Origin of the sequence: Occallatibacter savannae (genome assembly GCF_003131205.1) — a bacterium.
Classification (GTDB): Bacteria; Acidobacteriota; Terriglobia; order Terriglobales; family Acidobacteriaceae; genus Telmatobacter; species Telmatobacter savannae.
The window spans coordinates 427034-452473 of record NZ_QFFY01000001.1; the positions used below are offsets into that span (position 1 = coordinate 427034).

The 25440-nt window shown below is 56.9% G+C and carries 27 protein-coding genes; 5 read left to right on the plus strand and 22 right to left on the minus strand.

The window, feature by feature from the left end; genetic code table 11:
* Positions 1 to 14: 14 nt before the first annotated feature.
* Positions 15 to 389: a c-type cytochrome gene (locus tag DHV10_RS27915; RefSeq protein WP_109484616.1), complete on the minus strand. Its 375-nt coding sequence runs from the start codon at positions 387 to 389 to the stop codon at positions 15 to 17.
* A 57-nt stretch (positions 390 to 446) separates the two neighbouring features.
* Between DHV10_RS27915 and DHV10_RS01870 the strand changes: the two genes are divergently transcribed.
* Both DHV10_RS01870 and DHV10_RS01875 read left to right on the plus strand, forming a co-directional pair.
* Positions 447 to 1403 carry a threonine dehydratase gene (locus DHV10_RS01870; RefSeq protein WP_275425885.1) on the plus strand — a complete coding sequence of 319 codons (957 nt, stop codon included), beginning with the start codon at positions 447 to 449 and terminating at the stop codon, positions 1401 to 1403.
* Entirely contained in the window at positions 1400 to 1852 is a 453-nt protein-coding gene (locus DHV10_RS01875; protein ID WP_109484618.1) for a PaaI family thioesterase, read from the plus strand. The genes DHV10_RS01870 and DHV10_RS01875 overlap by 4 nt, the downstream gene beginning before the upstream one ends.
* 38 nt (positions 1853 to 1890) lie before the next feature.
* On the opposite strand, the gene DHV10_RS01880 is transcribed toward DHV10_RS01875, so the two are convergent.
* Together DHV10_RS01880 and DHV10_RS01885 are read right to left on the minus strand one after the other, a co-directional pair.
* A complete protein-coding gene (locus tag DHV10_RS01880; protein ID WP_109484619.1) occupies positions 1891 to 3414 on the minus strand; it encodes a flagellar hook protein FlgE in 1524 nt (507 codons plus the stop codon).
* A 47-nt stretch (positions 3415 to 3461) separates the two neighbouring features.
* Positions 3462 to 3926 carry a flagellar hook assembly protein FlgD gene (locus DHV10_RS01885; RefSeq protein WP_239461252.1) on the minus strand — a complete coding sequence of 155 codons (465 nt, stop codon included), beginning with the start codon at positions 3924 to 3926 and terminating at the stop codon, positions 3462 to 3464.
* A gap of 295 nt (positions 3927 to 4221) precedes the next feature.
* Between DHV10_RS01885 and DHV10_RS26880 the strand changes: the two genes are divergently transcribed.
* Positions 4222 to 4386: a hypothetical protein gene (locus DHV10_RS26880; protein WP_162601122.1), complete on the plus strand. Its 165-nt coding sequence runs from the start codon at positions 4222 to 4224 to the stop codon at positions 4384 to 4386.
* Between the two features lie 1306 nt (positions 4387 to 5692).
* Here the strand turns inward: DHV10_RS26880 and DHV10_RS01895 are convergent.
* From DHV10_RS01895 to DHV10_RS01945, 11 genes are all read right to left on the minus strand, one after another.
* Positions 5693 to 6157: a hypothetical protein gene (locus DHV10_RS01895; RefSeq protein WP_109484622.1), complete on the minus strand. Its 465-nt coding sequence runs from the start codon at positions 6155 to 6157 to the stop codon at positions 5693 to 5695.
* On the minus strand, positions 6144 to 7472 hold the full coding sequence (locus tag DHV10_RS01900; protein ID WP_109484623.1) for a FliI/YscN family ATPase: 1329 nt from the start codon (positions 7470 to 7472) through the stop codon (positions 6144 to 6146). The genes DHV10_RS01895 and DHV10_RS01900 overlap by 14 nt, the downstream gene beginning before the upstream one ends.
* Entirely contained in the window at positions 7469 to 8134 is a 666-nt protein-coding gene (locus tag DHV10_RS01905) for a FliH/SctL family protein (RefSeq protein ID WP_109484624.1), read from the minus strand. The genes DHV10_RS01900 and DHV10_RS01905 overlap by 4 nt, the downstream gene beginning before the upstream one ends.
* Positions 8135 to 8231: 97 nt before the next feature.
* The gene (fliG, locus tag DHV10_RS01910; protein WP_109484625.1) at positions 8232 to 9269 is read right to left on the minus strand and encodes a flagellar motor switch protein FliG; all 1038 of its coding nucleotides are present in this window, start codon (positions 9267 to 9269) and stop codon (positions 8232 to 8234) included.
* A gap of 70 nt (positions 9270 to 9339) precedes the next feature.
* The gene (fliF, locus tag DHV10_RS01915; protein ID WP_109484626.1) at positions 9340 to 10947 is read right to left on the minus strand and encodes a flagellar basal-body MS-ring/collar protein FliF; all 1608 of its coding nucleotides are present in this window, start codon (positions 10945 to 10947) and stop codon (positions 9340 to 9342) included.
* Between the two features lie 82 nt (positions 10948 to 11029).
* Positions 11030 to 11359 carry a flagellar hook-basal body complex protein FliE gene (gene fliE, locus DHV10_RS01920; RefSeq protein WP_109484627.1) on the minus strand — a complete coding sequence of 110 codons (330 nt, stop codon included), beginning with the start codon at positions 11357 to 11359 and terminating at the stop codon, positions 11030 to 11032.
* Between the two features lie 19 nt (positions 11360 to 11378).
* Positions 11379 to 11840 carry a flagellar basal body rod protein FlgC gene (gene flgC / locus DHV10_RS01925; RefSeq protein WP_109484628.1) on the minus strand — a complete coding sequence of 154 codons (462 nt, stop codon included), beginning with the start codon at positions 11838 to 11840 and terminating at the stop codon, positions 11379 to 11381.
* Positions 11841 to 11866: 26 nt separating this feature from the next.
* On the minus strand, positions 11867 to 12223 hold the full coding sequence (flgB, locus tag DHV10_RS01930; protein ID WP_109484629.1) for a flagellar basal body rod protein FlgB: 357 nt from the start codon (positions 12221 to 12223) through the stop codon (positions 11867 to 11869).
* Between the two features lie 45 nt (positions 12224 to 12268).
* Positions 12269 to 13576, minus strand: a complete 1308-nt coding sequence (locus tag DHV10_RS01935; RefSeq protein ID WP_109484630.1) for a sigma-54 dependent transcriptional regulator — start codon at positions 13574 to 13576, stop codon at positions 12269 to 12271.
* Between the two features lie 29 nt (positions 13577 to 13605).
* Positions 13606 to 14307, minus strand: a complete 702-nt coding sequence (locus DHV10_RS01940) for a response regulator transcription factor (protein WP_109484631.1) — start codon at positions 14305 to 14307, stop codon at positions 13606 to 13608.
* 257 nt (positions 14308 to 14564) lie between these two features.
* Positions 14565 to 15617: a GGDEF domain-containing protein gene (locus DHV10_RS01945; RefSeq protein WP_109484632.1), complete on the minus strand. Its 1053-nt coding sequence runs from the start codon at positions 15615 to 15617 to the stop codon at positions 14565 to 14567.
* 139 nt (positions 15618 to 15756) lie between these two features.
* Here DHV10_RS01945 and lexA point away from each other — a divergent pair, with 139 nt between their 5' ends.
* Positions 15757 to 16362 (plus strand): transcriptional repressor LexA, encoded by a 606-nt coding sequence (gene lexA, locus DHV10_RS01950; RefSeq protein WP_109484633.1) that lies wholly within the window; start codon positions 15757 to 15759, stop codon positions 16360 to 16362.
* Between the two features lie 53 nt (positions 16363 to 16415).
* Here the strand turns inward: lexA and trxA are convergent, their stop codons facing one another.
* The 4 genes from trxA to DHV10_RS01970 all read right to left on the minus strand — a co-directional run bounded on the left by trxA (position 16416) and on the right by DHV10_RS01970 (position 20487).
* Positions 16416 to 16748 (minus strand): thioredoxin, encoded by a 333-nt coding sequence (trxA, locus tag DHV10_RS01955; protein ID WP_109484634.1) that lies wholly within the window; start codon positions 16746 to 16748, stop codon positions 16416 to 16418.
* A gap of 355 nt (positions 16749 to 17103) precedes the next feature.
* Complete coding sequence (gene thrB, locus DHV10_RS01960) at positions 17104 to 18012, minus strand: homoserine kinase (protein ID WP_109484635.1); 909 nt, start codon at positions 18010 to 18012, stop codon at positions 17104 to 17106.
* Entirely contained in the window at positions 18009 to 19364 is a 1356-nt protein-coding gene (gene thrC / locus DHV10_RS01965; protein ID WP_109484636.1) for a threonine synthase, read from the minus strand. The genes thrB and thrC overlap by 4 nt, the downstream gene beginning before the upstream one ends.
* A gap of 73 nt (positions 19365 to 19437) precedes the next feature.
* The gene (locus tag DHV10_RS01970) at positions 19438 to 20487 is read right to left on the minus strand and encodes a UDP-N-acetylmuramate dehydrogenase (RefSeq protein ID WP_109485658.1); all 1050 of its coding nucleotides are present in this window, start codon (positions 20485 to 20487) and stop codon (positions 19438 to 19440) included.
* Between the two features lie 80 nt (positions 20488 to 20567).
* Here DHV10_RS01970 and DHV10_RS01975 point away from each other — a divergent pair, with 80 nt between their 5' ends.
* The gene (locus DHV10_RS01975) at positions 20568 to 20996 is read left to right on the plus strand and encodes a BrxA/BrxB family bacilliredoxin (RefSeq protein WP_109484637.1); all 429 of its coding nucleotides are present in this window, start codon (positions 20568 to 20570) and stop codon (positions 20994 to 20996) included.
* Positions 20997 to 21061: 65 nt separating this feature from the next.
* On the opposite strand, the gene DHV10_RS01980 is transcribed toward DHV10_RS01975, so the two are convergent.
* The 4 genes from DHV10_RS01980 to DHV10_RS01995 form a co-directional block, all read right to left on the minus strand.
* The gene (locus DHV10_RS01980; protein WP_338042559.1) at positions 21062 to 22630 is read right to left on the minus strand and encodes an APC family permease; all 1569 of its coding nucleotides are present in this window, start codon (positions 22628 to 22630) and stop codon (positions 21062 to 21064) included.
* A 52-nt stretch (positions 22631 to 22682) separates the two neighbouring features.
* The gene (locus tag DHV10_RS01985) at positions 22683 to 23324 is read right to left on the minus strand and encodes a thiamine phosphate synthase (protein WP_109484639.1); all 642 of its coding nucleotides are present in this window, start codon (positions 23322 to 23324) and stop codon (positions 22683 to 22685) included.
* Positions 23325 to 23402: 78 nt separating this feature from the next.
* Positions 23403 to 23903: a DinB family protein gene (locus DHV10_RS01990; RefSeq protein ID WP_109484640.1), complete on the minus strand. Its 501-nt coding sequence runs from the start codon at positions 23901 to 23903 to the stop codon at positions 23403 to 23405.
* A 90-nt stretch (positions 23904 to 23993) separates the two neighbouring features.
* Positions 23994 to 25406: an MBL fold metallo-hydrolase gene (locus DHV10_RS01995; RefSeq protein ID WP_109484641.1), complete on the minus strand. Its 1413-nt coding sequence runs from the start codon at positions 25404 to 25406 to the stop codon at positions 23994 to 23996.
* Positions 25407 to 25440: the final 34 nt, after the last annotated feature.

Consider the following 25440-nt stretch of genomic DNA (forward strand, 5'->3'; position numbering starts at 1 on the left):
CTTCTCCATTGGAATTAGCGCAGCCCGGTGTGGAGATACGCCAGCAGCGCCGCCATCTGCGCTTCGTCAAACCGCCCGGCAAACGCAGGCATCATACCCCTGCCCGCGAGTACTACCCGACGAACCTCCGCGTCGTTCGCCGGCACGCCGCTGGGCAGGATCTCGCTTCTGAACACGCCATGCAGATCGGGCGGGATATTTTTCAAGGCGAGATCATTTTCGTCGTGGCAATGGGCGCACCGTACGTGGTAAAGATGCTTCCCTTCCAACTGTTGCTTTGTGAGCGGCTGCTCCTTACGGCACCCCGCCCAAGCGATCAGGATCCCAACAGCCGCACAAGTCAGCGCTAGGTGCCGGCCCAACTTGCCGTACGTGGTCGGTGAAGTCACCTCACAATTCTAAGCGTCACTTCCCTTCTGTATCCTGAATCCATGGAGCTTCCCTCCTTGCAGCGTGTGCGAGAGGCGCAACAGTCCGTCTACCGGTTCATGCCGCCGACGCCGCAGTATGCCTGGCCGCTCATCAATCAACGGCTCGGCTGCGAGGCGTGGATCAAGCATGAGAACCACACTCCGCTCGGAGCTTTCAAAATTCGCGGAACTCTCCTCTACATGGAATCGCTGCGCCGGTCACAGCCCGATCTGAAAGGCGTCGTCGCTGCCACCCGTGGCAACCACGGCCAGGGTGTTGCAACCGCAGCGCGCATGAACGGCGTGCAATGCATGATCGTCGTACCGCACGGAAACAGCCTTGAAAAAAATCGCGCAATGATGGCCCAAGGCGCGGAATTGATCGAGCACGGCCAGGACTTTCAGGAGTCCCTCGAGTTCGCGCAGGCACTTGCAGCAGAACGCGGCTTCGAAATGGTGCCATCTTTCCACGAGACGCTGGTGCTCGGCACGGCAACCTATGCTCTCGAGTTCTTGGAAGCAGCGCCCCCTCTGGAAGTCGTCTACGTGCCCATCGGGCTGGGATCATCCATCAGCGGAGTCTCCGCTGCTCGAAACGCACTCGGATTGAAAACCGAGGTCGTCGGCGTAGTCGCCTCTCAATCGCCATCCTACTCGCTTAGCTTCTCGAGACGGCAAATCCTCGAAGCGCCCGCAGCCACCGAACTCGCAGACGGCCTCGCGTGCCGCAAACCGAACTCCGACGCAATGGAGATCATCTGGCAGAACGTCTCTCGCATCATTGAAGTATCCAATGAAGAAATAGCTCAAGCGATGCGCGCTCTCTACTACGACACCCACAACCTCGCCGAGGGCGCCGCTGCATCCTCCCTGGCTGCCGCAATCCGCGAGTCAGAATCGAATCACGGAAAGCGCATAGGCCTCGTTCTCACCGGAGGCAATGTGGACGCCCGCGTCTTCACGCGCGTCCTTGCCGGAGAGACCGCAGTATGAAGCCCCACTTCGACAATCTCACTCCCCTCTCGCATGCCGCTCAGAATCGCTGCTTCGGCTGCGGAGAAGCCAATGAGCACGGTCTCCAGCTTGAGTTTCTTCTCGCCTCCGATGGCACCGTTGTCTGCCCCGTAAGCATCCCCGACCGCTTTGAAGGCCACCCCGGGTTCCTCCACGGCGGCATCATTGCGACGCTCCTGGACGAAACCATGAGCAAAGCGGTCCGCGCCCGCGGCCTCACTGCCATGACACGGCACCTCGAAGTGGACTATCGACGTCCCGTTCCTTCATGCACTCCTATCCGGATGGAAGGGCGTATCGTTCGCGACGAGGGCAGAAAGCACTTCGTCGAAGCCACCATCTTCGCCTCAGACTCGACTCCACTCGCTCATGGCAAGGGTGTCTTCATCGAGGTTCGTCCAGCCCCTCCGAAATCGCAGCCTATCTGATGTTCCCCTTCCGTTAAGCGCTGGCATTGTCTAACGTATTATCGGATCATATTGATCGTTTGCTGCGTTACCGTGTCAAACGTTGTAATTGCTTTCGAGTTGGCTTCAAACGCCCTCTGAGCGATGATCAGCTTTGAAAACTCCGCAGAGATATTTACGTTTGAGCCTTCCAGTGCTCCGCCCTGCATCGTCCCCAGCCCCGAGGTGCCGGAGATTCCAATTGTCGCTGGTCCGCTGGCCAGTGTAGTTTCAAACTCGCCGTTCCCTAGAGACTTGAGGCCCTGCAGGTTGACGACATTTCCCAGCGCAAGCTGGCCTACGTTCAGCTTCTGTCCGTTCTTGAAGGTCGCGGTCACCGTGCCATCCGCTCCAATCGAGAACCCGCGATACGTTCCGCTGGCAAACCCATTTTGCGACGTAGATGAGACTGCAGAAGTTTGATCGACCTGCGACAGATTAGCTGATCCGTCCGCACCATACAGTTCCCAAGTCAGATTCATGTTCGATGCACCATCCGAGAGACCCGAGAAGGTGATCCCCGTGATGTTCGTCGACGGTGTCACAAGGTTCCCATTCGAATCGAAGGTCAACGATCCTGTTGTGGGAGCCGAAGCCACCGGATCCTGAACAACGTCACCAGAAGTAGTCAGATTCGTTCCGGTGATTGTCAGTTGTGATCCACTCGTTGTCACGGTCGCTGTGATTCCTGCCGCGTTTAAGGCACTCTGGAGCGCGGCCGCATAGTTGCCGATCGACTCTCCTGCCTGGACGGCCGGCGCGTTAATCGTGCTCGAGACTCCCGCTCCGTTCAAACCGGTGACCGTAAGGTTTGTCGTTGGGTCCACCGTTGCCACCGCCGCCCCGCTCGAACCGAAGTTGTAGCTGATGGTGCCGGCCGAGGCGTTCACGGCCGCCGCGAGTTTGTCCGGCAATGTGATGCTGTATGACCAATTGTTTGTGCCTGTCTTGGTGTACTTCACTGTGGCTTGATAGGAACTGCCCAGAGAATCGTAAACCTGCACCGTTCCCGGAAGTGAATCTCCCACCTGTGCTGAAGAGTTGAGCGTTGCAATCATCCCAAGCGTGGAAGTTGCGCTCGGCAGTTCCGTCTCTCCCACCGGGATGTGAATCGCCGTAAGCGGAGCGGTTGCATCGACCTTTCCGTTGATCGCCGGGAAGCCCATTACGCTAAGACCATCCGCCGTGATCAGATTTCCATTCTGATCCAGCGAGAAATCGCCCGCCCTCGTAAGCAGCATGTTGCCCCCGTCGCCCACGACAAAGAAACCATTCCCCTGAAGCGCAACATTCGTGTCAACGCCGGTGGAGTTTGGAGACCCATTCGAAAAATCTGTCTCAATTGAAGCCACCTGGGTCCCCGAACCGCGTTGAATCGGATCGCCAGACCCAGCTTCCCCGATCTGCTGATAGAACAAATCAGAAAAATTTACTGATTTTGCCTTGTATCCTGTCGTGTTCATGTTCGCAAGGTTGTTTGCGATCGTGTTCAGTGCCGTCGAATCGGCATTCAATCCAGTGAGCGGTATATAGAAACTCGCCATAACGTCATCTCCTAGCGCGCAACTCCGCGCGCTTCTCAGTTCCCGACCTATTCTGTCAAAGCAGTTGCTACCCGATGAGCAGCAGGGTTGATGCTGCCAATTCCGCTGAGGCTTGATGCCCTTCGATCTGCGTCGAGCCTTGTACTAGCCACCGCCGTCTTCTCCGCCGGTTCTGTTGATGACAAACCCGGACTTATCGGAGTTTCTTCCTGCACCGAGTTCGTTACGGAAGTCTTAGGTGCCTGGCGCTGAAGCGTTTCATTGATCGAGATCAGTTGTTCGAGACTGTTCACCTGAACAAGCTGGTTCACATATTGGTTCGGATCGGTGTTTGCAGTCGGATCCTGATTTTTCATCTCAGTTACCAGCAAGGTCAGGAAATCGTTCGCAGCGATTGCCGTTGAACTCCCACTTGCCGGACTATTCGTTGCACCAGAACTCGTGGTTTGCGACCTTGCTAACATCTCTGGCCTTTGATTGCACGGACCTGTGGCGATTGGTGCACCCATCATCTTCTTTTTTCAACTCCTTCCTTTGTATCCACTCTCACGCAACTAGCGAAATACGCCGGCTGTATTCGTCCTTCCGTACCTCAGAAAGCGAATACTCGTCTGGCTTCGGAATCGAATCTCTAGAGCCGGACTGTGCATGCAAATCTACTATCGTCACAGTGGGCTCTCTATGATGTTCGTTGCCTTGATGGCTTCCGTTATGACTGGCTTGCCTCTGAGAATCTGCCCCGGAACCCGCTGGGTACTGGTCAGTCTCAAACGTCGACAACGTCACGGTGCTGACCGGAATCTGATTGTGTCCCAAATAGGCGTTCAGCCCGTCCAGATGTGCGCTCAGGCTGTGAACTGCTTCGGCGGAAGGTGGTACAACAACGGCGTGCAGGCCTGCGTTGTCGCGCGCCGCACGCACGCTGATCCAACCGAACGAAGGATCCTGGAAGCCAGCTTCCGCGAAACGTAGTCCAGCATGAGTCCATTGCTCAGGACATCTGGGGGGTACATCAACCACGCGGCTCGAGGGTTCCGGTGCGCCCGAACCATTTCGCCAGCTCTGTTCCTCCGCACCTGAGATCGCTTTCGCAATCGTTCCCGCGACTGCTGCGGCAGCATGGAACGAGTTCTGGGCAGCTGGCATTACAACGTCGGCCCCATTCACAGCGCTACTCGGTTCGCTGTTTCCTATGGCGCTCAAGCGCTGATGCCGAGTGCGGCTCGACGATGCGGCCGACAGTACGGCAATCTTCGAAGAGTTCAATGGCAGAGACCGTGGAATGTTGCAGGCAGGCGATGGTTCTCCCGTGGTGCCGACGCTCTGCTGCCCACTCCTGGAAAACTCACCTTCCCCTACTCTTAGGATCCGGCTTGGCCCGAAAGAAACACTCGCGGCGATAGCTAAGTTGGCTTCACTCGAATCGCAGGTTTTGCTGTCAAGACCATGAGCCCCCACCGGGAATGCTGAACTGCGCACTGGCTTTCGCTCTGTCAATGTGCCTGAAATCTCCGAGGTGGCGTGAGCCCCGCAGGAGCGAGCAGCCGTGTCCTCGCCGCTGACGACATTCTGGGGACCAGAGGTGCGGCAGCCAGCCGATTGCGGTCTGGTCACGTGCTCTACATATGGCATCTGTAAAGTCGGCGAATCGAAGGACACAACAGCCGCCAAGCCGCTCTCAATTTCTGCCCGCGAAGGGCGCACCGGCCTCTGTTTCGACTCTGTGGTCTTGGGGATTGCGGGTATCACCTTTTCGCAATGCTTGCTCCTGGCTATCCCGACTTCATCGAGGCGTTTTGAGTCTGCGGGTTCAGCACCGATCTTTCCATCCACCCGTCCACCGTTCGCCGGTGTAACGCCATTGTCCATAAAGGTAGATGTCGCCTCAGCATCCAGCGTCGGAGTGAGAGGAGGTTCGCTCGATTCCTGCGTGGCGCCAGAATTCAGCGCTGGATCACATGCCTCGGTCTGGAGACCTTTGCCATCATTGTTGCCAACGCCGATCTTTGAAATCTCCCGAAGAAGTTGCTGCCAAAAGCCCATCGTCATCTCACCGAAAACGATGTGACCGTAGTCGGTCGGCTTTGCTTCTTCTGACCCCTTCGTGGAGAGATCATCTTTCCCATGAATACTGCTTCCGGCAGCACCGATGATCTGGATCATACGAGATGCACGAGCAGGAACCGTGCCAGAATGGTGTCGTGTAGATTAGAAAAACATCAGAGCGGGATCTGAAGATCGTTTTGGCACACTCGCTGCGAAGGATGTCAACGCAACCTCAAGCATCTGGCGCGCCCGACGAGGCCAGAGCGAACCGCCGGCGCTCCGCCCTATACCACTCATCGAGTGTCGCTTGACTCTGGCGTTCACCTCTTTTTGTCTCTTCCTCCAGCACTGAGCTGAGAATAGATTCTGCCTGCCGACGTTCGATTCGCTTTGCGATGAATCGGTCGCACAACCCATGCACGTGGTACTCCAGATGCGGCTTCTCCGCCATGAGCGCGTCCGCCTTGCGCCGCAATATCGCGACCTCCTCAAGAGCGGTAATCCACGACACCGTATCTCCATCGATGCAGCTTTGAACCAGTAGGTCACGCCCCTCCATCTGCCGCTTTCTGAGTAGATGCAGCGCGCTCTCAAGGTCCGCCAGCTGCTTCTTGCCTGCAGCCAGCAGAGCCGCCTGATACTGCTCTTCCACAAGCCGCAATTCACGAATTCGCCGTAGCTGCCTAGCCCTGCTCAAACCGAATCTCCCGGGCCAATGCGTGAACCGCCGCCACAGAGTCGCGGTAACTTACACGTTCGCCGCTTGCCTGCATCATGAAAGCCTTCATGGCGGGTCGAGCTGCAAGAGCTCTGTCGAGCTCCGGATCTGATCCAGCCTTATAGGCACCAATTCGCACTAAGTCTTCCGAATTCGCATATGCCGCCCTAAGTGTGCGAAACAGAGCTGCGTCCTTGCGATGATCCTCCTCAACGATCGTAGGCATGAGCCTGCTCAGAGAATCAAGCACCTCGATCGGCGGATACTGTCCCTCAGATGCAAGATCGCGCGAGAGGACGATATGGCCGTCCAAAAGTGATCGGACTGCATCGACGAGTGTGTCCTGCTGATCATCACCCTCCATCAGAACCGTGTAGAACGCTGTGATAGATCCACGCGCAAATCTCCCAGCCCGTTCCACGAGCTTAGCCAGCCGATCAAATACAGACGGCGTGTACCCCTTCGCAGTAGGAGGTTCTCCTGCCGCCAGACCAACCTCCCGCGCGGCCATTGCGAATCGCGTAAGCGAGTCAAGGACAAGCAGTACATCCTTACCTTCACGAGCAAAATACTCAGCGATCGTTGTCGCCGCGAGCGCCGCACGCATACGCAAGAGGGGAGACTGGTCGGATGTCGATACAACCAGAACTGAGCGAGCCAGCCCACCACTGCCGAGAGAGTTCTCGATGAAATCTGGAACCTCACGACCGCGCTCTCCAACCAGAGCGATGACCGTAACATCAGCTTCGGTGTTTCGCGTCATCATTCCGATCAGTGTGCTTTTGCCTACGCCCGAACCTCCGAAGATACCGACGCGCTGTCCTCGACCCACTGTCAGCAAGGCGTCAATCGTTCGCACACCTGTTCCCAGGGGCGTTCGAATCGGCATTCGCTCCAGTGGATTGCATGGTGCGGTGTTAAGGGCGCACCGCACGGTTGGGCAGGCGACCTTACCGCCTTTGAGTGGCAATCCTTGAGCATCCAAAACTCTTCCGATCACCCCATCGCCAACAGCGATATGAGGCCGTTCTCCCAAGGCCGTCAGCCGGTCTCCAAATCTGACCCCGTCGGCTTTCACGAGTGGCATGGAAAGCACGTTCGTACCGCGGAACCCAATCACTTCTGCCGCGTGACTTAGCCCGTGCGAATCCTCTATTTCACAACAATCCCCAACCCCTGCTACCGGCCCCGCGGATTCGATCGTCAGTCCCAGCGACTGGACGATCCTTCCGCGCCATCGCCAGGGCTGGCTCCGAGCCAGAACATCGTGGTACCGGCTTAACCATTCGCTCATGCGTTCGCGTCGCCTGTCTGCGTTTCAGAAGGACCGCGCCCCTCCAGCGGTGATTCTGCATCCTGCCGAATGAGAATTCTTTCGATCTCGCGCAGCTGGCTCGTGATGCTGAGATCTACGGAGCCACAGTTCGTTTCGAGTTCACATTCGCCTGCACAGAGCTCTTCATCCAGGATGATCTCCGGTTTTACCTTCAAGCTGGGGAGGTGCTCAAATGTCTGTTGCCAAAGATCGCCGTCCACTTTGGGTACACGCAATCGAACGGTCGCATGATCCGCAAGTTGCCCTAGAGCGGCTCGAATAGAATTCGTCAACACCAGAGGATCAACTACAACTTCGTGCCGTACGATCCGCTCAGCAATGCGAAGAGCCAGTTCAACAATCTCCGGCTCGAGCTCCTGCATCAACTTCTTGCGCTCAAGGGCGATCCTGTCACACATCGATGCGACCTGTTCAGTCCTTCGCCTCTCAATCTGATCCAGCCTTATCGATTGCCGGTGCTGCTCAATTCGGCGACCTTCCTCAATTCCTTCTCTTCTTCCCCTGTCGAACGCCTCGGACAGCGTTTCTGGGTGCGAACTACCTGAAGGTGAACTCTCATTCTCGTAAGACTCCACAGCAGCCGTGGCTGCCAGATCCATCGAGAGCACGTTCTGCCACATGGAGGCGCTCGCGTGTTCACCCGCAGTCGGATATCTGTAGTCTTCGACTCTTTTCCATGCATTCCCTGGCAAATCCAATCTCCCACCAGAGCACTTTTTAGGCCAGCATCTCGTCTCCCGTTTCCAGCTTCAAAACCACTTTCCCCTCCGCCTCAAGCCGTCGAGCGAAGTTCAGAATCTCCTGCTGCGCCTGTGCAACTTCCCTCGAACGTACTGGACCGAGGACCTCCATGTCCTCCCGCATCATCTCTGAGGCCCGAGCACTCATGGCCTTGAAGATCGCCGCTCGCAGATCATCCTTCGCGCCGCGAAGAGCCATAGCAAGTACTTTCTTATCTACGCCGGACACAACTTCGCGAATGGTTGCGGGGGGAACGGTTACAAGGTCCTCAAATGTGAACATTAGGTTTCGAATGCTTAGCGCCAGTTCCGGCTGCGACTCCTCGATTGATTCAAGAATCCGCTTCGCCTCCTCTGCATTCAACCGATTCATCAGATCCGCAACGGCTTTGAACCCCGAATAGCTTCGCCTTTGCGTATCGCCTACCTTCTCAAGCCGCCGATGCAGCGTCTGTGCAACCTTCTGAGCCATCTCTGGCGAAAACTGCCTCATCTCCGCCAAACGCTGGATCGACACTACCCGATGCTCCTCGGTTAAATTGCTGAGCACGAGAGAGGCCTGTTTAGGATCGAGGTGGGCAAGAACCAACGCGATGGTCTGCGGATGCTCCGCGTCAAGAAGCTTTCCGAGCTGTTGTGGATCTGTGCGTTGAAGCTGAGCAAGATTGCCTTGCTCCATCTCCTGCGCACGCCGAATCTGAAGCATTAAGTCCTCTGCGCGCTGTTTCCCGAAGGCCTCCGCAAGCAGTCGGCTCGCAAAGTCGACCCCGCCGTGGACGATGTACCCCTGCGTCTCCAGCAATCCCCAGAACTCTTCCAGCACAGCAGACGTGATCTCCGGAGATACACCGCGAAGATTGGCGAATTCACCCGTGAGGCGTTCGACGTCCGGCTCAGGGAGACTACGAAGAATCTCCTTGGCCAGAACCTCTCCTACCGCCATCAGCAGAACAGCGGCTTTTCGAGCACCAGATAGATGCGCGAGTTCGCTACGCTGCTCATTCGGGGTACCCATACTTTCCTTCAAACGACTTGCCGAGGGTCGGTTAATCCGGTAGTCGTTGCCTTTTTCTTTCCCTATCTACTCAATCGGAGTGAATCCAGCTTTGCAGAAGCCGCGATGTTTGTGTCGGCTCGTTTCTGATCTGACCAGTCACTTTGTCGAAGATCTCCTGCGCACGCAATCGCTCGGGGTCCGGCGCTCCAGTCTGCAATCCCTGCTGGTGACCTTCGGTAGCGATCGGGGTCTTGTCTATCCCGACGGGGTTCCTAAGCGTTGTCAACTGCCTCAGCCCCGGACGTATACCGAAGACGAGCAGTGCAACAGTTGCAAGCAGCAGGCAGACATACTTCACCACCTCAGGTTGTCTGCGAAGATTGGCAAGAATCTCAATGGGAGTTGATTGGCCGGTACGGACGATGTTCTCCTCGAACTGCATGTTCTGGACCGTCAGCAAGTCTCCTCTTGCGTTGTCAAACCCCACCGCTGCCTGCGCGAGGACAGTGAGATTGTGCAGTTCTTCAGCTGAACGTGATGACCACTGAGCTGACCGGCTTTTGGTCGGTCCTGCGACCATACGATCGTTGACCACAACCGCGACTGTAATTCTCCGCACTTTGCCCGGACTGTCGACCCTGTGTCGAACAGTTTTCGATACGCCGTATGTTCCTGATTCCGTTCTCGAAGTCTGTGGAGTACTTGTCTGTTTCGGAAAGACCGGCACAGGTGTTGAGTTTGGTGCGTTGGACGCTGTACCGGGAACTCCCGAAGCAATGACCGCTCCTTCTGACGTCTGCTCAGTGCGCTCCATGCTAAGGGTGGCCGATTCTGTCGGATCATAGCTCTCGCTCGTCTCCTCCATCGACTCCTGATCGTAGTCAATGCTTGCCGATGCGCGTACGTTGCCTTGCCCTGTGATGGGCTCCAGTGTCGCAAGTACCTTCTGTTCAAGCGCCTGTTCTGCGCCTAGTCTGAGCGACTCCGCAGTTTTCGGCCCTAGCGGCTGCCGGCCTGCCGCATCCACCAGCACGACACGATCTGGCGACAGGCCATCAACCGCGGATGACAGAAGATTCCGGATTGAATCTGCCTCGCCCTCGGCCAGGGATGCGTGCCGAAGCTTCAGAACCACGGATGCCTTGGCAGGCCTTTGCTCATCCCGGAAGAGAGACTCGTGAGGCATGACGAGATGCACTCTCGCTAATTCGATGTCGGCTAGAGATGAAACGGTGTGTTCGAGTTCCCCCTCAAGCGCACGCTGATAGTTGACCTGCTCATCGAACTCCGAGCCCATCCAGTTTGGCTTGTCAAACAGTTCGAACCCCATGCGACCCGTCCTTAGTGCCTTTCCAGATGTCGCGAGTCTTGCTTTATCCAGTTGTGCTGAGGGTACCCGCAGGGCAAGCCCGTCGTTGGAGAGTTCATAAGGGATCTGAGCCTGGGTGAGTGTCATACCGACCTGACGAGCGTCTTCTGCGTCGAGCCCCGAGTACAGCGTCTTCCACTCTGTTCGAAATCCGAGCCAGGCTAAGAGCGAAACTAGAACAGTTGCGGAAGACAGGGTTAAAGCTGTCCATCGGCGCTTGGATGCCGGCATCGCCAGCCATGTACTTTGAAGTCGCGACCATAGCCCCCTACTGGCATCACCGCCAGGAGGCACTCGCTTCTCGAGTTGAATCGCCTGAGAGGCCATAGTCTCGCCCGTTGAAATCCGTCAAGTATTTCGCCGCCCCTTGCTCCCATTCGTCGCAATCAGCGAAATGGCTTTTCTCACTTCAGAACTGCATGCTCATGATGCTCTGATAGGACTGGACTGCTTTGTTGCGCATCGACAGCGTAAGCTCAAACGCCGCATTCGCCTTCTCAGCAGCGATCAATGCCTGGTGCACATCCACACCGGTTCCTTTCATCAACCCTTCCACTGCGGTCCGCGCCTGTCCTTCGAGTCGCTCGACACTTCCGATTGACTCGCGCAAAAGGCCCCCAAACTCATCGCCGTGGAGATGCTCTGTTTTCTTGGACTGCTTCAACTGGATCAATGAGGCTCGTTCCAGCCCGACAGATCCAGCAAATTCTGCAGTTGTGACCGATAAACCGGACATCATTCCGTATTTGCCTTTCCTCTCAAGATCTGGCGATCTCCAGCGCTGAAGTGATCATGCTCTTCTCGGCCTGCACTGCCGAACTGTTCAGCCCGTAAGCGCGGCTTGCACCCATCAGATCGACCATTTCGGTGAGCGGGTTGATGTCGGGATATGCGACATACCCGTCCGGACCTGCGTCAGGATGCCCGGGATCATAGCGCTTCAAAGGAGCCGACTTATCTTCCAAGACGGTCTCGATGTGAACTCCGCCGGCCGGCTCTCCATCGGAGAAGAGCAGCCCAGATCGCGCTTTCTGCATTCTGTCGCCAAACTCCAAGGGCGCTGGGTTCTCTGCGAAGACGAGATGGCGCCGCCTGTAGGGTCCGCCTGCTTCGGTCCGCGTGGTCTCTGCGTTCGCCATATTGGCTGCGACGACTTCTGCCCTGATTCGTTCGGCTCGCATTGCTGATCCAGATGCTTCCATAATTCCAAAGAGATTCATCGTGCCTCTCCGTCCTTTCGCAGGAACTACCTGTCTGCGTGAATAGCATCCATCATTCTCTGGTTTTCGAGCCTCAGGAGACTTATGCCGGTTCGGAACTTCAGCTGCGCGACTGCGAGCTTCATGCTTTCCCGGTCGACCGAAACGTTGTTGCCATCGGGCCGGGAGATCAGTCCTTCAACGTCATGCACCCTCGGAGGATGAGATCGTCCGTTCTCAATCGTCTCGAAAGCCTTCGCTATTTCCGCCTCAAAATCGAATCCACGCGCGCGGAACCCCGGAGTATCTACATTTGCCATGTTGAAGGCGGATACCTTCGCCTCGCTCGCGGACAGATCCAGATACCGCGACAACTGCTCACCCAACTTGGTCTCGATTCGCATGCGGGACTCCTCCTTGTCGTTGTTGACGCCAGTCGACTCGCAGAGCTAATCAGCTTCATCCCCAAAATCAATCTCCGAGACGCTCAGAACGGGCTCATCTCCCGCCAAAATGCTTGCGCGTTCCAGCACGTGCTGAAGTTCACGAACGTTTCCCGGCCATGGATATGCGCACAGCAGGTTCATAGCTTTGTCGTCCAGCCGCTTGACCGGCTTTGCCCGTCCCATTCTTTCCATAAAGTGGTGCACTAGCACCGGAATGTCATCGACCCTCTCTGACAATGCCGGTGTCCGGATTAGAAATACTGCAAGGCGAAAATATAGGTCCGAACGAAAACCTCCAGACTTCGACGATTGCCGCAGGCGCTGGTGAGTTGCCGAAATGATTCGCACATCTACCTTCACGTTCTCGTTATCTCCGACCCGTTGCAATTCTCCGCTCTCAACGAAGCGAAGCAGCTTGGCTTGAAGACTGAGCGGCATCTCACCGATCTCATCAAGAAAGAGCGTTCCTCCGTTTGCCGCTTCGATGCGCCCGGTACGTCCTTGCAGTGCACCTGTGAATGCCCCTCGTGTGTGTCCGAAGAGTTCCGCTTCCAGAAGCGCCTCAGGGATCGCGGCGCAATTGATCGCAACGAACGGCTTGTGACAGCGTGAGGACATACGATGCAGGGCCGCGGCAACTACTTCCTTTCCTGAACCTGTTGGGCCCTCGATCAATACCGGTGTACTGAGAGGTGCAACTCGCCGGATACGGCGGCTGACTTCGAGCATGACTGCCGACTCGCCGACCAGGCCCGGAATGCGCCCCTCCGTGGGACTTCCGGAGGGCGAACACGACTGAGATCTTTGACATGTTGAGGCTGCATCAGAGACTCGAAGTAAGTGCCTCCTGCCTTTGTTCTCGAGCGAAGCGGGCAATATTGAACTCGGCGAGCCGTTCTGTTCTGAAATGCTGTCTCCCATAGGAGGCGCCGCATTCCAGACCGCAGTGTCGGTCCGCTCCGCGCGGTTCAGTGCATACAGGATTTCTTGTCGGAATGGGCTCGGAGTAGCGTCCTTGAGCGGGCCGTCGTCGTTCGTAATGATATCCACCCCCGGAAAAGAGACATGAAACTCACGCAGGAATTCCTTAATATCCAGATCCGGAAGCCACGAGTCCACGATGATGGTTTGGGGCTGACAATCCATGGCTTCGCCCCACGCCTGAGCTCCGCCGTTTGCTTCCCGGACGCTCCATCGGAGCCCGGTCAAGGCGGCGCTTACAGACTTCCGGAAGCAGCCGTCTGCGCTGGCAACCAGCGCGGTGCGCTGCTTCACCGAAGGTTTTGTTGCGGAATGAATCACCGTAGCCATTTCTCTTCTCCGTTCATCCTCGACGTTCCTCAATCGGCGGCTTGGAACCCTGCTTGAAGTCCTGACGAGCTGGTGATCATATAGCCTCTTCCATGAATGGTTCGAATGATGGAACCCGGAGGACGATCGTCAAGCTTGCGCCGCAGATAGTTCACATACACGTCAACGATATTTGTGGTCTGCGTCGTTTCTGACTTCCATATCCGCTGAAGAAGCTCTGAGCGTGACAGACATGCGCCACGATTGAGCATTAGTTGTTCCAGCAGCGCGAACTCTTTGTTGGTCAGTTCCACCGCGTTTCCGCCGCGCTTCACTGCTCGGCTCATCCGGTCCACTTCCAAATCCTCGATCTTCAGCAACGCGTTGACAGAGGTCCTTCGCCGGAGCAGCGCACCGCAGCGTGCACGAAGTTCCACCATACTGAACGGTTTCTGCAGGAGATCGTCTGCTCCGTGCTCGATGCATCGAACTCGGCTCTGAAGATCCGTCCGGCCGGTCAGAACCAGGATCGGCCTGTCCGCATTTAGCTGACGCATCTCATCCAATGCGCTCTCTCCGTCCTTCTTGGGAAGGTTGAGATCAAGGATCGTCAGATCCGGAACCTCGTCTCGGAACACCTCTACGGCTTTCACCCCGTCTGAGACGACCCGGACGCGACAACCGTCCGCCTCAAATGCGCGCCCTAGGAACAATGCAAGTGCAGGGTCATCTTCAGCGATTAGCAGTGTCATTCCGGCGCATCCCTTGGCTGTGTAGCCGATGAGTTCGAAGTGCGAAGTGCCGGGTTAGATTGATCTAACGCGGCGTCACCTCTCAACAATCGCGCCAAGTGAATAGGAATTCAATGCAAAGGAATGCGGAAGACGAAGTCGGATTTCAAGGTGGGTCTGCTCGAACCCAGGTTCCAAAATGGAGCCGATCGGGTCTGAATAGTGATGGTCAACACATCTTAGTCGTTCTGTTTACGGTACCGGCGGCTATCCTTCCTTCAAGCGCTCTTATCGAGCTCCCGCGCTCGTTCACGGCACATGTCTAAATCCGCTCGTTCAAGTACCGCATGGACATCGTCGCCGTCCTGATAACTGGCCACTCCAATGGACGCTTTAAGCGGAACATTCACATAGCCGGATCTGCCTGGAACATGATATTTCCTGCAGATTGTTGCTCTCAGCCGCTCCACCTTAGGCTTTATCTCTTCCCCGACGTCGTCCAGAAGCAGCATGAATTCGTCATTGCCCCAACGCCCCACGACGTCTGTAAATCGACACGCTGAACGAAGTTCACGAGCAAATTCCTTCAGCAGCAAGTCGCCAACAAGGTTGCCGTGGGCCTCCACCACTCTATGAAACTCGTCGATATCAATAAGTACGATTGAAAACAGAGCTTCCGAGTGAATCCGTTCCTGAATACGTCCCTCCACCCAATGGCGGCTCCCAATTCCAGTCAGCGCATCGCGCGATGAGATCCGCTCTGCGCTTTCCAGCCTTGTCTGGTAGGTCGATACCTCCGCCCGAAGATGATCGATCAAGGCTCTCCCTTCAGCATGAATCTTTTCAACCGCACCCTTCAGATCGCGCGCGCTTGCCTCCAGCGATACACGTATCCGACTCACGTCCTCCAGCCCTGCGATGGAGGTCAATTGCTTCGTGATACAGTCGATGCTCTGCGCGATCCGATCGTCCTTGTTCCCGAGTGACTCCACTGTGCGAGAGACCACAAGCAACATATCTCGGACGTCAGCGGCCTTTTCGTCGTAGTAACTCTCCACATCCTTTGACCACTTCTGGAGTACCTCCCGGATTCCCATTTCTGCCACTCTAAGAAGAGGTTCTGAGGTCGGAGGTCGCAACATTTCCGCGAAGTGCATAATGCCCCGCTTGAGTTGCTGTTCCCGAGCGCGGCAGATGTTGCTCCCGGATTCGCACATCTGAGTGAGAGTTGCCAGGTATGCTTCGACCACTTCGGTACACGGAGAGCGATCAGTCGTATTCCCAGGCACTCGGCTGCTCGTTCCGTCCAGATACTGCTTCAGCGAGATCATCTCGGCGCACTCATTCCTCAGGAGACTTCATCGGCACCGGATCGCCAGCCAATAGTTGGGCTAACTTCTTGAACACGGGGGAGAATGAAAGGCAAAAATAATCCCTTGCAATTCGCTTTTTCTTCGCTATAATCCGCCCATGGCTGTCACGCGAAGGCAAAAAGAAATCATCGACTTCCTTGAATCGTTCGTGTCTCGAAATGGCTATTCTCCGTCTTTCGAAGAGATTGCCCGTGCTATGGGCCTCAAGAGCCTTGCAACGGTGCACAAGCACGTGACCAACCTCGAGAAGAAGGGCCTACTTGATCGCGTTCACAACCGAAGCCGCTCTATCGATATTCTTCCCCCGGGCACGCGTACCCGTTCCAGTGATCGCTTGCCACTCGCGGGCCGTATCGCCGCAGGTCTTCCTGTTGAAACAGCAGAAAACAGTGAGACCATTTCGCTACGTGACGTGGTTGGAAACCGGGATGTTTTTGCCTTGGAAGTGAAGGGCGACTCGATGCGAGACGAGCACATCATCAACGGCGACTACGTGCTTGTGGAGCGGGCAAGAACCGCCCGTCAAGGCGAGATCGTGGTAGCGTTGGTACACGGCTCCGAAACCACGCTGAAACGTTTCTACTCGGAAGGCAACATGATACGTCTGCAGCCAGCAAACACCGAAATGGAGCCAATCTTTGTCCCCGCAGCCCACGTAGCTATCCAGGGCAGAGTCCTCGGGGTGCTTCGCAAGTATCGCTGAGCGCAAGAAAGCCCGGCATCTCGCCGGGCTTTCTTAACACCTTCTACAATGACTCAGGCCAGAAGGCGCTGTACCTTCTCCTCGATCACATTCTGCGGCGCATACCCTACTACCTGGTCGGCAACCTTGCCTCCCTTGAAGAACAGCAGTGCCGGTATGCCTCGAATTCCGTACCGGGAAGGTGTGGCGGCATTATGGTCGACATCCACCTTGGCCACCTTCAGTTTGCCCGCATAGCTCTGTGCAACTCCATCCACGATTGGAGCAATCGCCCTGCAGGGGCCGCACCAGGCCGCCCAGAAATCCACCAGGACCGGCTGCTCACTCTTCAAAACCTCTTGCTCAAACGTCGCGTCGCTTACTTCCAGAACTCCTGCACCCGCCATGATTCTCCTTATCGTGCCAGCGCACTCAACCAGACTACCTGAGCGGCGCCACTATAAGATGCCTCAAATGTCGGATTGGTCGCAACGTGTCCCGAACCTCGCATTCGGAAGGGCTTGGGTCCCCAACAATTGCGCGCCCGCAAAATAGAAGCGCCCGGATCCTGTACGGATCGCGGGCGCTAGAGCAGCCCTCCCCCAGAACTGCCCACGCTGCGAATTTAGGTTGTCTTTACTTCAAGATCAAGGAAACTTAGGTAATCGATCAGGTAATCGTCAGGCGGTGATTTACCTCACGGTCATCACGCCACTTGAAGGGTAACTGCTCAGTGAACTTGAAGCAGACAACCAGAACTGTTCAGCCTCTCAATTCGGCCGCGCCGACCGGCTGAAAGCGGCTGACACAGAAATGCGCCCTCGCTGGTGAAATCGCGCTGTGCATCAGTTCGCAAGCTCCAGCCGTTTCGCTCTCGGCCCCAACGATCGCCAGGACCGCAGGTCCTGCACCACTCAACGCGATCCCGAGAATTCCTTCTCTGCCGGCCAGCGGAAGAAGCTGCGGAAGCAGCCCACACAGTTCCGAGCGGTAAGGCTGGTGAATTCGGTCGCGCATCGCCACCCTCAACAGATCACCGCGTGCTTGTGCGAACGCAAGTCCAAGGATCGACACCGACTGCAGGTTTATCACCACGTCCTCGCTCGAGTAGTTCCCCGGCAGAACGGCACGTGCTGTTGCTGTAGCCAGCGACTCCGCCGGGTATGCAACGATCGCTCTCCATTCCGACGGCGGCTCGACCCGTGCGGCGTATACCGAACTTCCGTTCATGGCGGCAGCGACGAAGCCACCGAGCCAGCATGCTGCGGCGTTGTCGGGGTGGCCCTCAAGCGCGCATGCCTCTTCGAGGACTCGATCGCTGCTCCAGTGCAAATGCCCGAAATGGACCGCTAAAGCAATGCCCGCAAGTCTGCCGGCCGCGGAAGACCCGCACCCCATGCCAAGCGGGATCTCATTTTGCATCTGGATCGTAAGTGGTACAACGGGCCTACCCTGCGCGACCAGCAGACGCCTGTAGGTTTCTAGGATTAGATTGTTCTCCACCTTCGAACAGATCTCGGCATTGCAGCCATTTGCACTGATTGAGAACTCATCTGCGCGCTGGGCTTCAATCTTGAGATAAAAATCAAGGGCAACGGCGGCGGTATCGAATCCGGAACCCAGATTTGCCGAAGTCGCCGGAAACTTCATCCGGAATATCTTCTCGGTCATTCGCCGAATTCCTTGAGCGCCGCCAGCACCGAGTCTGGCGTAGCGTCAACGACGACCGCATCTCGCTTCCGTTCGGCGATCTCTTCCTCATGCTCTGCCGTCTCTTCATCTTCAAGAAGAGTACCGCGATGGAAATTGATCGTGTAGTCGGCATCTTTCAGAGTGTGCCCGGTGAGAAGCAGCACCACAGATTCGTTCGCCGCTACCTTGCCTTGAGCGCACAGCTTCTTCAAGCCCGCAAGCGTAACTGCGGAGGCAGGCTCGCAGCCGAGCCCTTCGGCTCCGATTTCCGCTTTCGCAATCGCGATCTCCGCTTCGGAGACATCCAGGCACCAGCCGCCGGAATCGCGAATGACCTTCGCTGCTTTGCGCCATGAGGCGGGATTCCCTATTCTGATTGCAGTCGCGCGTGTCTGCGCTTCGACGGGCTGCAACTCCTGGCCATTGCTCTCAGCAAATGATCGCACCAGCGGATTTGCCCCCTCCGCCTGAACCACGGAGATTCTGGGCATACGAGCAACCAGGCCAAGCTCCTTGAGTTCACGAAAGCCTTTGCCCAGAGCTGAACTGTTCGCAAGATTGCCGCCCGGGACGATTAGATGATCCGGAACCATCCAGTCGAACGCCTCCGCTATCTCCATCGCCGGCGTCTTCTGCCCTTCCAGTCGATAGGGATTCACTGAATTCAAAAGATAGATCGGAGCTTCGTTCACGATCTGTGCGAGAACTTTTACACAGCCGTCAAAATCGGTCCGGAGCTGACATGTGACAGCGCCGTAATCCATGGCCTGCGACAACTTGCCCCACGCAATCTTTCCCTCGGGGATCAGTACAAGGCCGCGAAGGCCCGCGCGCGCGGCATATGCCGCCATCGCTGCCGATGTGTTTCCAGTCGAAGCGCATGCCACCCACTTAAAGCCACGCTCGCGGGCAACACTTAAGGCAGCTGTCATACCCGCGTCCTTGAAGGAGCCCGTGGGGTTCATTCCCTGGTGCTTTGCGAACAATTCATCGAGCCCCAGTGCCTTAGCTGCTCTTTTTAGCTTGTACAAAGGGGTGTTTCCTTCTCGCAGGCTCACGGCATTGCCGAAGTTGTCAAGAATTGGTAGAAATTCCCGAAACCGCCACACACCGCTCTGGTCGAGTGCTTCGCCTGAACAGCGGCGTTCACGCCACAACCACTTCAAGGCGCCAGGGTTGGGTCGGTCCTTGCCCGGACCACGCCCCCACCCAGCGTACTCGACCTCAAACAGGTCGCCGCACTCCGCACAGCGGAAGTCGGGGCGCGCCTCATTGCCTGCGATGCGCGCGCCACATCCGAAGCACCTCAAGCTGTGCAAGTTGTCGTTCATGCTCTTGGTCTTAGCCTATCAGAGCCATGAATCACTCCTCATCACAGCTAGGTGGCAAGTCGTTGCTGCTGATTCAGAACCCGATGAGCACAGGTTCTATCTCAAGATCAATCGAGAACTTCGCAGAAACAGCCGTTCTTATAGCGTGCGCCAGAGCCAAGATCTCCGCCGCGGTCGCACCCCCGAGATTCACCAGAGCCAACGTATGTTTCGAAGAGATGGCTGCACGACCCAGTCGAAACCCTCGACAGAACCCGGATCTCTCCATCAGCCAGGCGGCCGAAATCTTCATCATGGCTGGAAACTCCGGGCCCGCAGGAAAGCGCGGCGGTTCCGCACCCGCGATCCGCGCAATCTCTGCTGCCTTCTCCTCAGCGATCACGGGGTTCTTGAAGAAGCTTCCTGCGCTTCGACAATCTGCATCCCCCTCCACCAGAAGCATGCCTTTCGATCTCCGGATTCGTCGCACCGCTTCAGCCACTTCTGTCAGAGATGGTTTGGATTCTCCCGGAAACTCACGTTGCACGTCAGCGTACTTTAGGATCGGCGATCCTCCCCTGGTGAGCCGGTACACCACCGAAAGGATCACAAAACGACCTCTATCTGCCGTGTTGAATCGGCTTCGGCGGTAGGCGAACGCACACTCGTCCGCACGGAAGTCGGCGATCTCGTTTCGCTCAAGATCAAGTGCCCGGACCTCATAGATGGTGCTCGCAACTTCCTGTCCGTAGGCGCCGACATTCTGAACCGGCGTACCGCCTACCGTTCCCGGAATTCCCGCGAGACATTCGAGCCCTGCACTGTTTTCTTCCACCGTCCGTTGAACGAAGGTATCCCAGTCCTCGCCTGCTGCCGCCGTGTAGTATCGTTCCCAATCTGCTCGCGCGATCGCTACGTGAACTCCCTTGAGACCCAACTTGATCACGACCCCGTTGAATCCCGCATCGGCCACCAGCAGATTGCTTCCACCACCCAGGACAAACAGCGGCACCCCCCCTGCCGTGGCCCACTTGACCGCCTCCAATACCTCGTCCTCAGTCTCAGGCTCTGCAAACCAGCGCGCCGGTCCACCCACCCCCAGCGTTGTCAGCGGCCCAAGCTCCCTGTTTTCTTCGATCCGCATTTCCATCAAGGGTAAATCAGGGCTCAATGCCTGCTTTTCTGTAGAATGAAGTCAGGCAGTCCACATCTGCCGGAGGTTACATGTATCCAGAACTGATGGTCATTCCCATGCGCGAAGAGCTCACCCGCGCTGGCATCACGGAATCTCGCACCGCCGATGAAGTCGACGCCGCCGTCTCGCAACCCGGAACCACCCTCGTCGTGGTGAACTCGATTTGCGGCTGCGCTGCCGGCAAGATGCGTCCCGGCGTCCGCCTCGCGCTTTCCAATACGCAGAACCAGCCCGACCGCAAGATCACCGTCTTCGCTGGCCAGGACCGCGAAGCCACTGAACGCGCCCGCAGCTACTTCGACGGGAACCCGCCCACCTCGCCCGCCATCGCCATCATGCGCGACGGCAAGCTCGTCTACCTCATGCAGCGCTTCGTCATCGAGCAGTCCACCGCGCAGCAGATCGCCGGCGAACTCATCCGCGCCTTCGACGAGTTCTGCGCCAAAGCGACGGCATAACCTAAACATCTGCGCAAACATGAACGGCCTTCCGCACAGGAAGGCCGTTCATGTTGCATCGCATTTCAGCCTGCCTTTGAAGAAGAGTTACGAGACCAAAGCCAGTACACCGGCGCCCCGAGAACTACGATTGCCAGTCCCGGCCACGTGTATTGCGGCTTGTAGCGCAGAAGCACGATACAAATCCAGGAAGCCATCACGATGTAGAGGCCCGGAAGCACGGGATATCCCAGAGCCTTGTACGGACGGCTCGCATCGGGCTGCTTCACGCGAAGCACGAATAGTCCCAGAATCGTCAACATGTAAAAAACCAGCGCCGCGAAGATGATGTAGTCGAGTAGCTGGCTATATGACCCGGAGATGCACAGCAGCGCTGTCCAGCACGCCTGCACCATCAATCCCGTAGCCGGCGTCTTGTACTTCTCGTTTAGCTTGCCTACGGACCTGAAGAACAGCCCGTCTTGGCTCATTGCGTAGTAAACGCGCGCCCCCGCCAGTGACAGTCCGTTCGCGCAGCCGAAGGTTGAGATCATGATGGCGGCAGCCATCAGGTACGCTCCGCCCGAGTGGAACACCACTGCAAGAGCAGCTGTTCCGACCCGATCCTCGGCAGCAAACTGAATTCCTCGCGCTAGCGCTGTCGTACCCTGCGGGTCTCCGTGCATCGGCAGCACCATCAAGTAGCCGATCGTCGCCAGGACGTACACCGTTGTGACAAACCCAGTACCCAGAACCAGCGACAGTGGTATGTTGCGCCGCGGATTCTTCACCTCTCCGGCAGTGAACGTTATGTTGTTCCAGGCATCCGATGAAAACAATGATCCGACCTGCACCACAGCGAGTACTACGACCAGATTGACCAGCACGATTGGGCCGCCGATACCCACCTGCACCGGATGCATCGCGTGCCAACCCGCATTCCTCCAGAACTCGCTCATATTCGAGCCAAAGTTCGCAGCCATCGCGGTCGCATTTCGCCCAATCGTCAACGTCAGCAGGATAAGGCCAGCCATCGAAAGCGCCTTCGCCGACGTGAAGATGTTCTGGATCAGTGCACCGAGCTTCACGCCGAAGATGTTCACGACCGCCAGGAAAAACACCACGATGATTCCCGTCAGGTTGGCAGTGTTCACGCCGATATCCATGTTCCCCAACACCATCGGCCCCAGAGCGATCGGTGGCACGTGAGCAATATGCCATAGCCAGTGCGTGGTCGAGATCGTCGGGAAGAATACCCCGAGAAATTTGCCGAACGCTACGCATACCGCAGCGATGGTCCCCGTCTGGATTACCATGAAGAGCGTCCAGCCGTAGAGGAACCCCCACATCGGCCCCAATGCTTCTCTCAGATACACGTATTGGCCGCCGGCCTTCGGCATCATCGCTGCGAGCTCGCCATAGCTGAGCGCGCCGATCATCGTCAGAATTCCCGTGACAATCCAAGCGCCAACCACTAGGGCAGGTGAGTTTGTCGTTCGCGCAATATCAGCGTTGACCAAGAATATCCCGGATCCGATCATCGATCCGGCTACGAGCGCGGTAGAACTGAATAGCCCAAGTGTCGGCACCATTCCAGGCGCATGGCTCGTCTCGGAGCGCTGTTTTTCAGAGGTGGTAAGTTCAGGGGTCGCCACTGCGCTTGTTTTATCCGAATTCGACTCGATTTGTCTCGCCTAAACTTCCGTCTCAGCTAAGCTCCCTTACCCACCGTGCAAACTCTCGGGCAGGATCTGCAGCCTTGAAGATAGCTTCTGAAACCGCAACCATAGTGGCGCCGGCGTCGAGCACAGCTCTCGCGTTCGCCAGCGTTATGCCTGCAGCCGCACTCAATACCACGCCGGATCCTGCCTGTTCGCGCAAGCGGCGAACGCCCTCGACGCCGATGGGCACCTCTTCCGTGCGTTTTGTGCGGGTCTCGAAAACTGGGCCAATCGCCAGATAGTCCGCTGGCACACCCAAAATTCCCGGAACCAGGTCATGGCTACCTCCAAATGTACCTACGATCCGAGAAGGTCCTAAAAGCGATCGAGCCTGCGAGGGAGACAGATCCCCTTCGTCGACATGCACCCCGTTAAAGCCAATTTTGCCTACCAGATCTGCCCGGTCATCTAGAATCAACTTCACATATTGGCTCGGCATCGCTCTTCGCAAGACTGCTGAGTCAGAGATGATCTCAGACTCCGATCCAACCTTGTTGCGGTACTCCAGCAGAGTAACTCCCTCGCCCACAAGCGAGGTGCCGAGTCTTATCAGATACTTTTCGCGGTCGACTTTCGGAATCACTGACGCGTCGAGAATCGGATACACCTTCGGGAACACAAGCGCCATCAGCTCAGCTTAATTCAAAGCCGCACCCGCGACCGATGGAGCCACCGGGCGTCCCGGACTTCCAGTGCATAAATCTCTTCACATCTCGTCCGCGGACGGACCGTATGTGCCAGGGATCTTCTTATCAAGCATGCGCAAGTAGACCCCTAACTGGCTTCGATGGTGAATGAGGTGGTTCATCACCCAGGTACGCCATACGTTGTACTTGCTGTCGTCGATCCAGGTCTGGTCACCAGCCACGAACTTCCAATTCGAATCCCACTTCTCCGGAGTCATCGCAGCCAGCGCTGGCTCAACCTCCTTCACCTGCTTCTCAAAGCGTGTCAACAGCTCCTGCTTGCTGCTTGGATCCTTTGAGTTCATCTCCGGGTTCCAGTCCAGCCGGTCCCGGGTGAGCGTATGCAGTGCCCAGTCTCCGTTCGTGTCGGACACGTGCCCGGCGAGTTTGCCGAGCTTCATGGATTTGGCATGCGGTTGCCAATCGAAATCGAGATCCTCGGGGATAGCCTCAAGCAGCTTCCGGGTATTGGCCGTCTCGCGGTTGTATTCAGCGATAAGTTCTCTTTGAATGTCCATCATGCATCCTCCGCCTTGCGATGGACAGCATATCTGATTCCCGTGTGAATACGCGAAGAAAGAGCGGCACGCCCTGTTCGTCCAAACTCCGCCTCAAACTGATCGGCGAGCCTCTGAAACGATCGGCAGCCCCGCCGCCTCCCACGCCGCCAGTCCGCCGGCAATCTCGATGAGGTTCGTGATGCCGTGCTGGTGCAAGATGCTTACCGCGATCGACGATCGGTAGCCTCCCGCACAGTGCACCGCGATCCGGCGATCGCATGGTACACTCGGGATCCTTTCCTGCAAACGATTTAAAGGGATGTTCGTGCTCGATGCGATGTGTTTCCCTTCCCATTCCGAAGGCGCACGAACATCGAGCAAAAACGGAGGGTCCGAAGATTCCAGTTCATCCGCCGCAACCAGCACACTCACGCGCTCAGTTGGCCACACAAGGTCTGGCCGATCCGCGAGAGAGGACATCCCGCCTGCAAGACAGCCCATAATGTGATCGAATCCGATCCGGCCTAGGCGAACAGCTGCCTCGTATTCACGGCCCGGTTCGGAAATAATCACGATAGGCTTCGAGCGGTCCAGCACCGTCCCTGCCCACGTCGCGTACTGACCTCCGAGCCCGATGTTGATGCTGCCGGCCAAATGTCCCTTCGCATACTCGCTAGGCTCTCGGACGTCCAGAATCTGCGCGCCTCGATCCCCCAAGGCCAGCACCTCGTCCAGTTCTACATTCCGCAGTACCTGCTCTATCTTCTGGTCGAGCGTCGCGCGCTCTCGGGTATTCAGCACGGCATCATAGGTGAAGTAGGGCGGCGCGTCAGGCTGGTCGGCTGTCACCAGCCTAATGAATTCATCCTTCGACATCGGCTTCAACGCGTAGTTGAACCGTCTCTGGTCCCCAAGCGTCGAGACCGTGTCCGACGAGAGCTTCTTGCCGCAAAGCGATCCCGCGCCATGCGCAGGATAAACAAGGATCGAGTCAGGCAAAGTCAAGAGCTTCGTATGCAGAGAATCGTACAGATGTCCGCCCAGTTCATCCGCTGTCCACCCGAGCGATGCCCGAAGATCGGGTCTTCCCACGTCGCCGATGAAAAGAGTGTCGCCGGTGAGCACCGCGTACGGATCAATGTCGCTCTTTGATCGATCGAACACAAGAATCGAGATGGATTCGATCGTGTGCCCCGGCGTATGCAACACCTGCAGCCGCATTCCGGGGAAATCGATGACATCGCCGTCCTTCATGCGAATAAAGCTATACTCTGCCTCAGCCCGCGATCCGAGGTGAATCGTGGCCCCGCATGCATCTCTCAGCTCGAGATGTCCGGCAACGAAATCAGCGTGAAAGTGCGTCAGGAATACGTGCCGGATTTTCAGCCCGAACTTCTGGGAGTCGACAACGTACTGGTGAATATCCCGCTGCGGGTCCACAATCACCGCAGTCTCGCTCTCCTCGTCTCCGAGAAAATACGACGCATGGGCGAGACAGCCGAGATAGTACTGCTTCAGGATCATTGGGTGCCTGCGAGTCTAACACCGCAATTGCTCG

Excerpts from the sequence above, each read along its gene's own strand:
- DHV10_RS01905 (WP_109484624.1), bottom strand. The coding sequence starts at position 8,134 with ATGTGGCAGAACGTGCTCTCGATGGATCTGGCAGCCACGGCTGCTGTG.
- thrB (WP_109484635.1), bottom strand. The coding sequence starts at position 18,012 with ATGACCGAGAAGATATTCCGGATGAAGTTTCCGGCGACTTCGGCAAAT.
- fliE (WP_109484627.1), bottom strand. The coding sequence starts at position 11,359 with ATGATGTCCGGTTTATCGGTCACAACTGCAGAATTTGCTGGATCTGTC.
- lexA (WP_109484633.1), top strand. The coding sequence starts at position 15,757 with ATGGCTGTCACGCGAAGGCAAAAAGAAATCATCGACTTCCTTGAATCG.
- fliF (WP_109484626.1), bottom strand. The coding sequence starts at position 10,947 with ATGGCCTCTCAGGCGATTCAACTCGAGAAGCGAGTGCCTCCTGGCGGT.
- trxA (WP_109484634.1), bottom strand. The coding sequence starts at position 16,748 with ATGGCGGGTGCAGGAGTTCTGGAAGTAAGCGACGCGACGTTTGAGCAA.
- DHV10_RS01875 (WP_109484618.1), top strand. The coding sequence starts at position 1,400 with ATGAAGCCCCACTTCGACAATCTCACTCCCCTCTCGCATGCCGCTCAG.
- DHV10_RS01940 (WP_109484631.1), bottom strand. The coding sequence starts at position 14,307 with ATGACACTGCTAATCGCTGAAGATGACCCTGCACTTGCATTGTTCCTA.
- flgB (WP_109484629.1), bottom strand. The coding sequence starts at position 12,223 with ATGCGAATCGAGACCAAGTTGGGTGAGCAGTTGTCGCGGTATCTGGAT.
- DHV10_RS01970 (WP_109485658.1), bottom strand. The coding sequence starts at position 20,487 with ATGCGGATCGAAGAAAACAGGGAGCTTGGGCCGCTGACAACGCTGGGG.
- flgC (WP_109484628.1), bottom strand. The coding sequence starts at position 11,840 with ATGAATCTCTTTGGAATTATGGAAGCATCTGGATCAGCAATGCGAGCC.
- DHV10_RS01975 (WP_109484637.1), top strand. The coding sequence starts at position 20,568 with ATGTATCCAGAACTGATGGTCATTCCCATGCGCGAAGAGCTCACCCGC.
- DHV10_RS01880 (WP_109484619.1), bottom strand. The coding sequence starts at position 3,414 with ATGGCGAGTTTCTATATACCGCTCACTGGATTGAATGCCGATTCGACG.
- DHV10_RS01985 (WP_109484639.1), bottom strand. The coding sequence starts at position 23,324 with ATGGCGCTTGTGTTCCCGAAGGTGTATCCGATTCTCGACGCGTCAGTG.
- DHV10_RS01885 (WP_239461252.1), bottom strand. The coding sequence starts at position 3,926 with ATGATGGGTGCACCAATCGCCACAGGTCCGTGCAATCAAAGGCCAGAG.
- DHV10_RS01945 (WP_109484632.1), bottom strand. The coding sequence starts at position 15,617 with ATGATCTCGCTGAAGCAGTATCTGGACGGAACGAGCAGCCGAGTGCCT.
- fliG (WP_109484625.1), bottom strand. The coding sequence starts at position 9,269 with ATGGGTACCCCGAATGAGCAGCGTAGCGAACTCGCGCATCTATCTGGT.
- DHV10_RS01995 (WP_109484641.1), bottom strand. The coding sequence starts at position 25,406 with ATGATCCTGAAGCAGTACTATCTCGGCTGTCTCGCCCATGCGTCGTAT.
- DHV10_RS01900 (WP_109484623.1), bottom strand. The coding sequence starts at position 7,472 with ATGAGCGAATGGTTAAGCCGGTACCACGATGTTCTGGCTCGGAGCCAG.
- thrC (WP_109484636.1), bottom strand. The coding sequence starts at position 19,364 with ATGAACGACAACTTGCACAGCTTGAGGTGCTTCGGATGTGGCGCGCGC.
- DHV10_RS01990 (WP_109484640.1), bottom strand. The coding sequence starts at position 23,903 with ATGATGGACATTCAAAGAGAACTTATCGCTGAATACAACCGCGAGACG.
- DHV10_RS01935 (WP_109484630.1), bottom strand. The coding sequence starts at position 13,576 with ATGGCTACGGTGATTCATTCCGCAACAAAACCTTCGGTGAAGCAGCGC.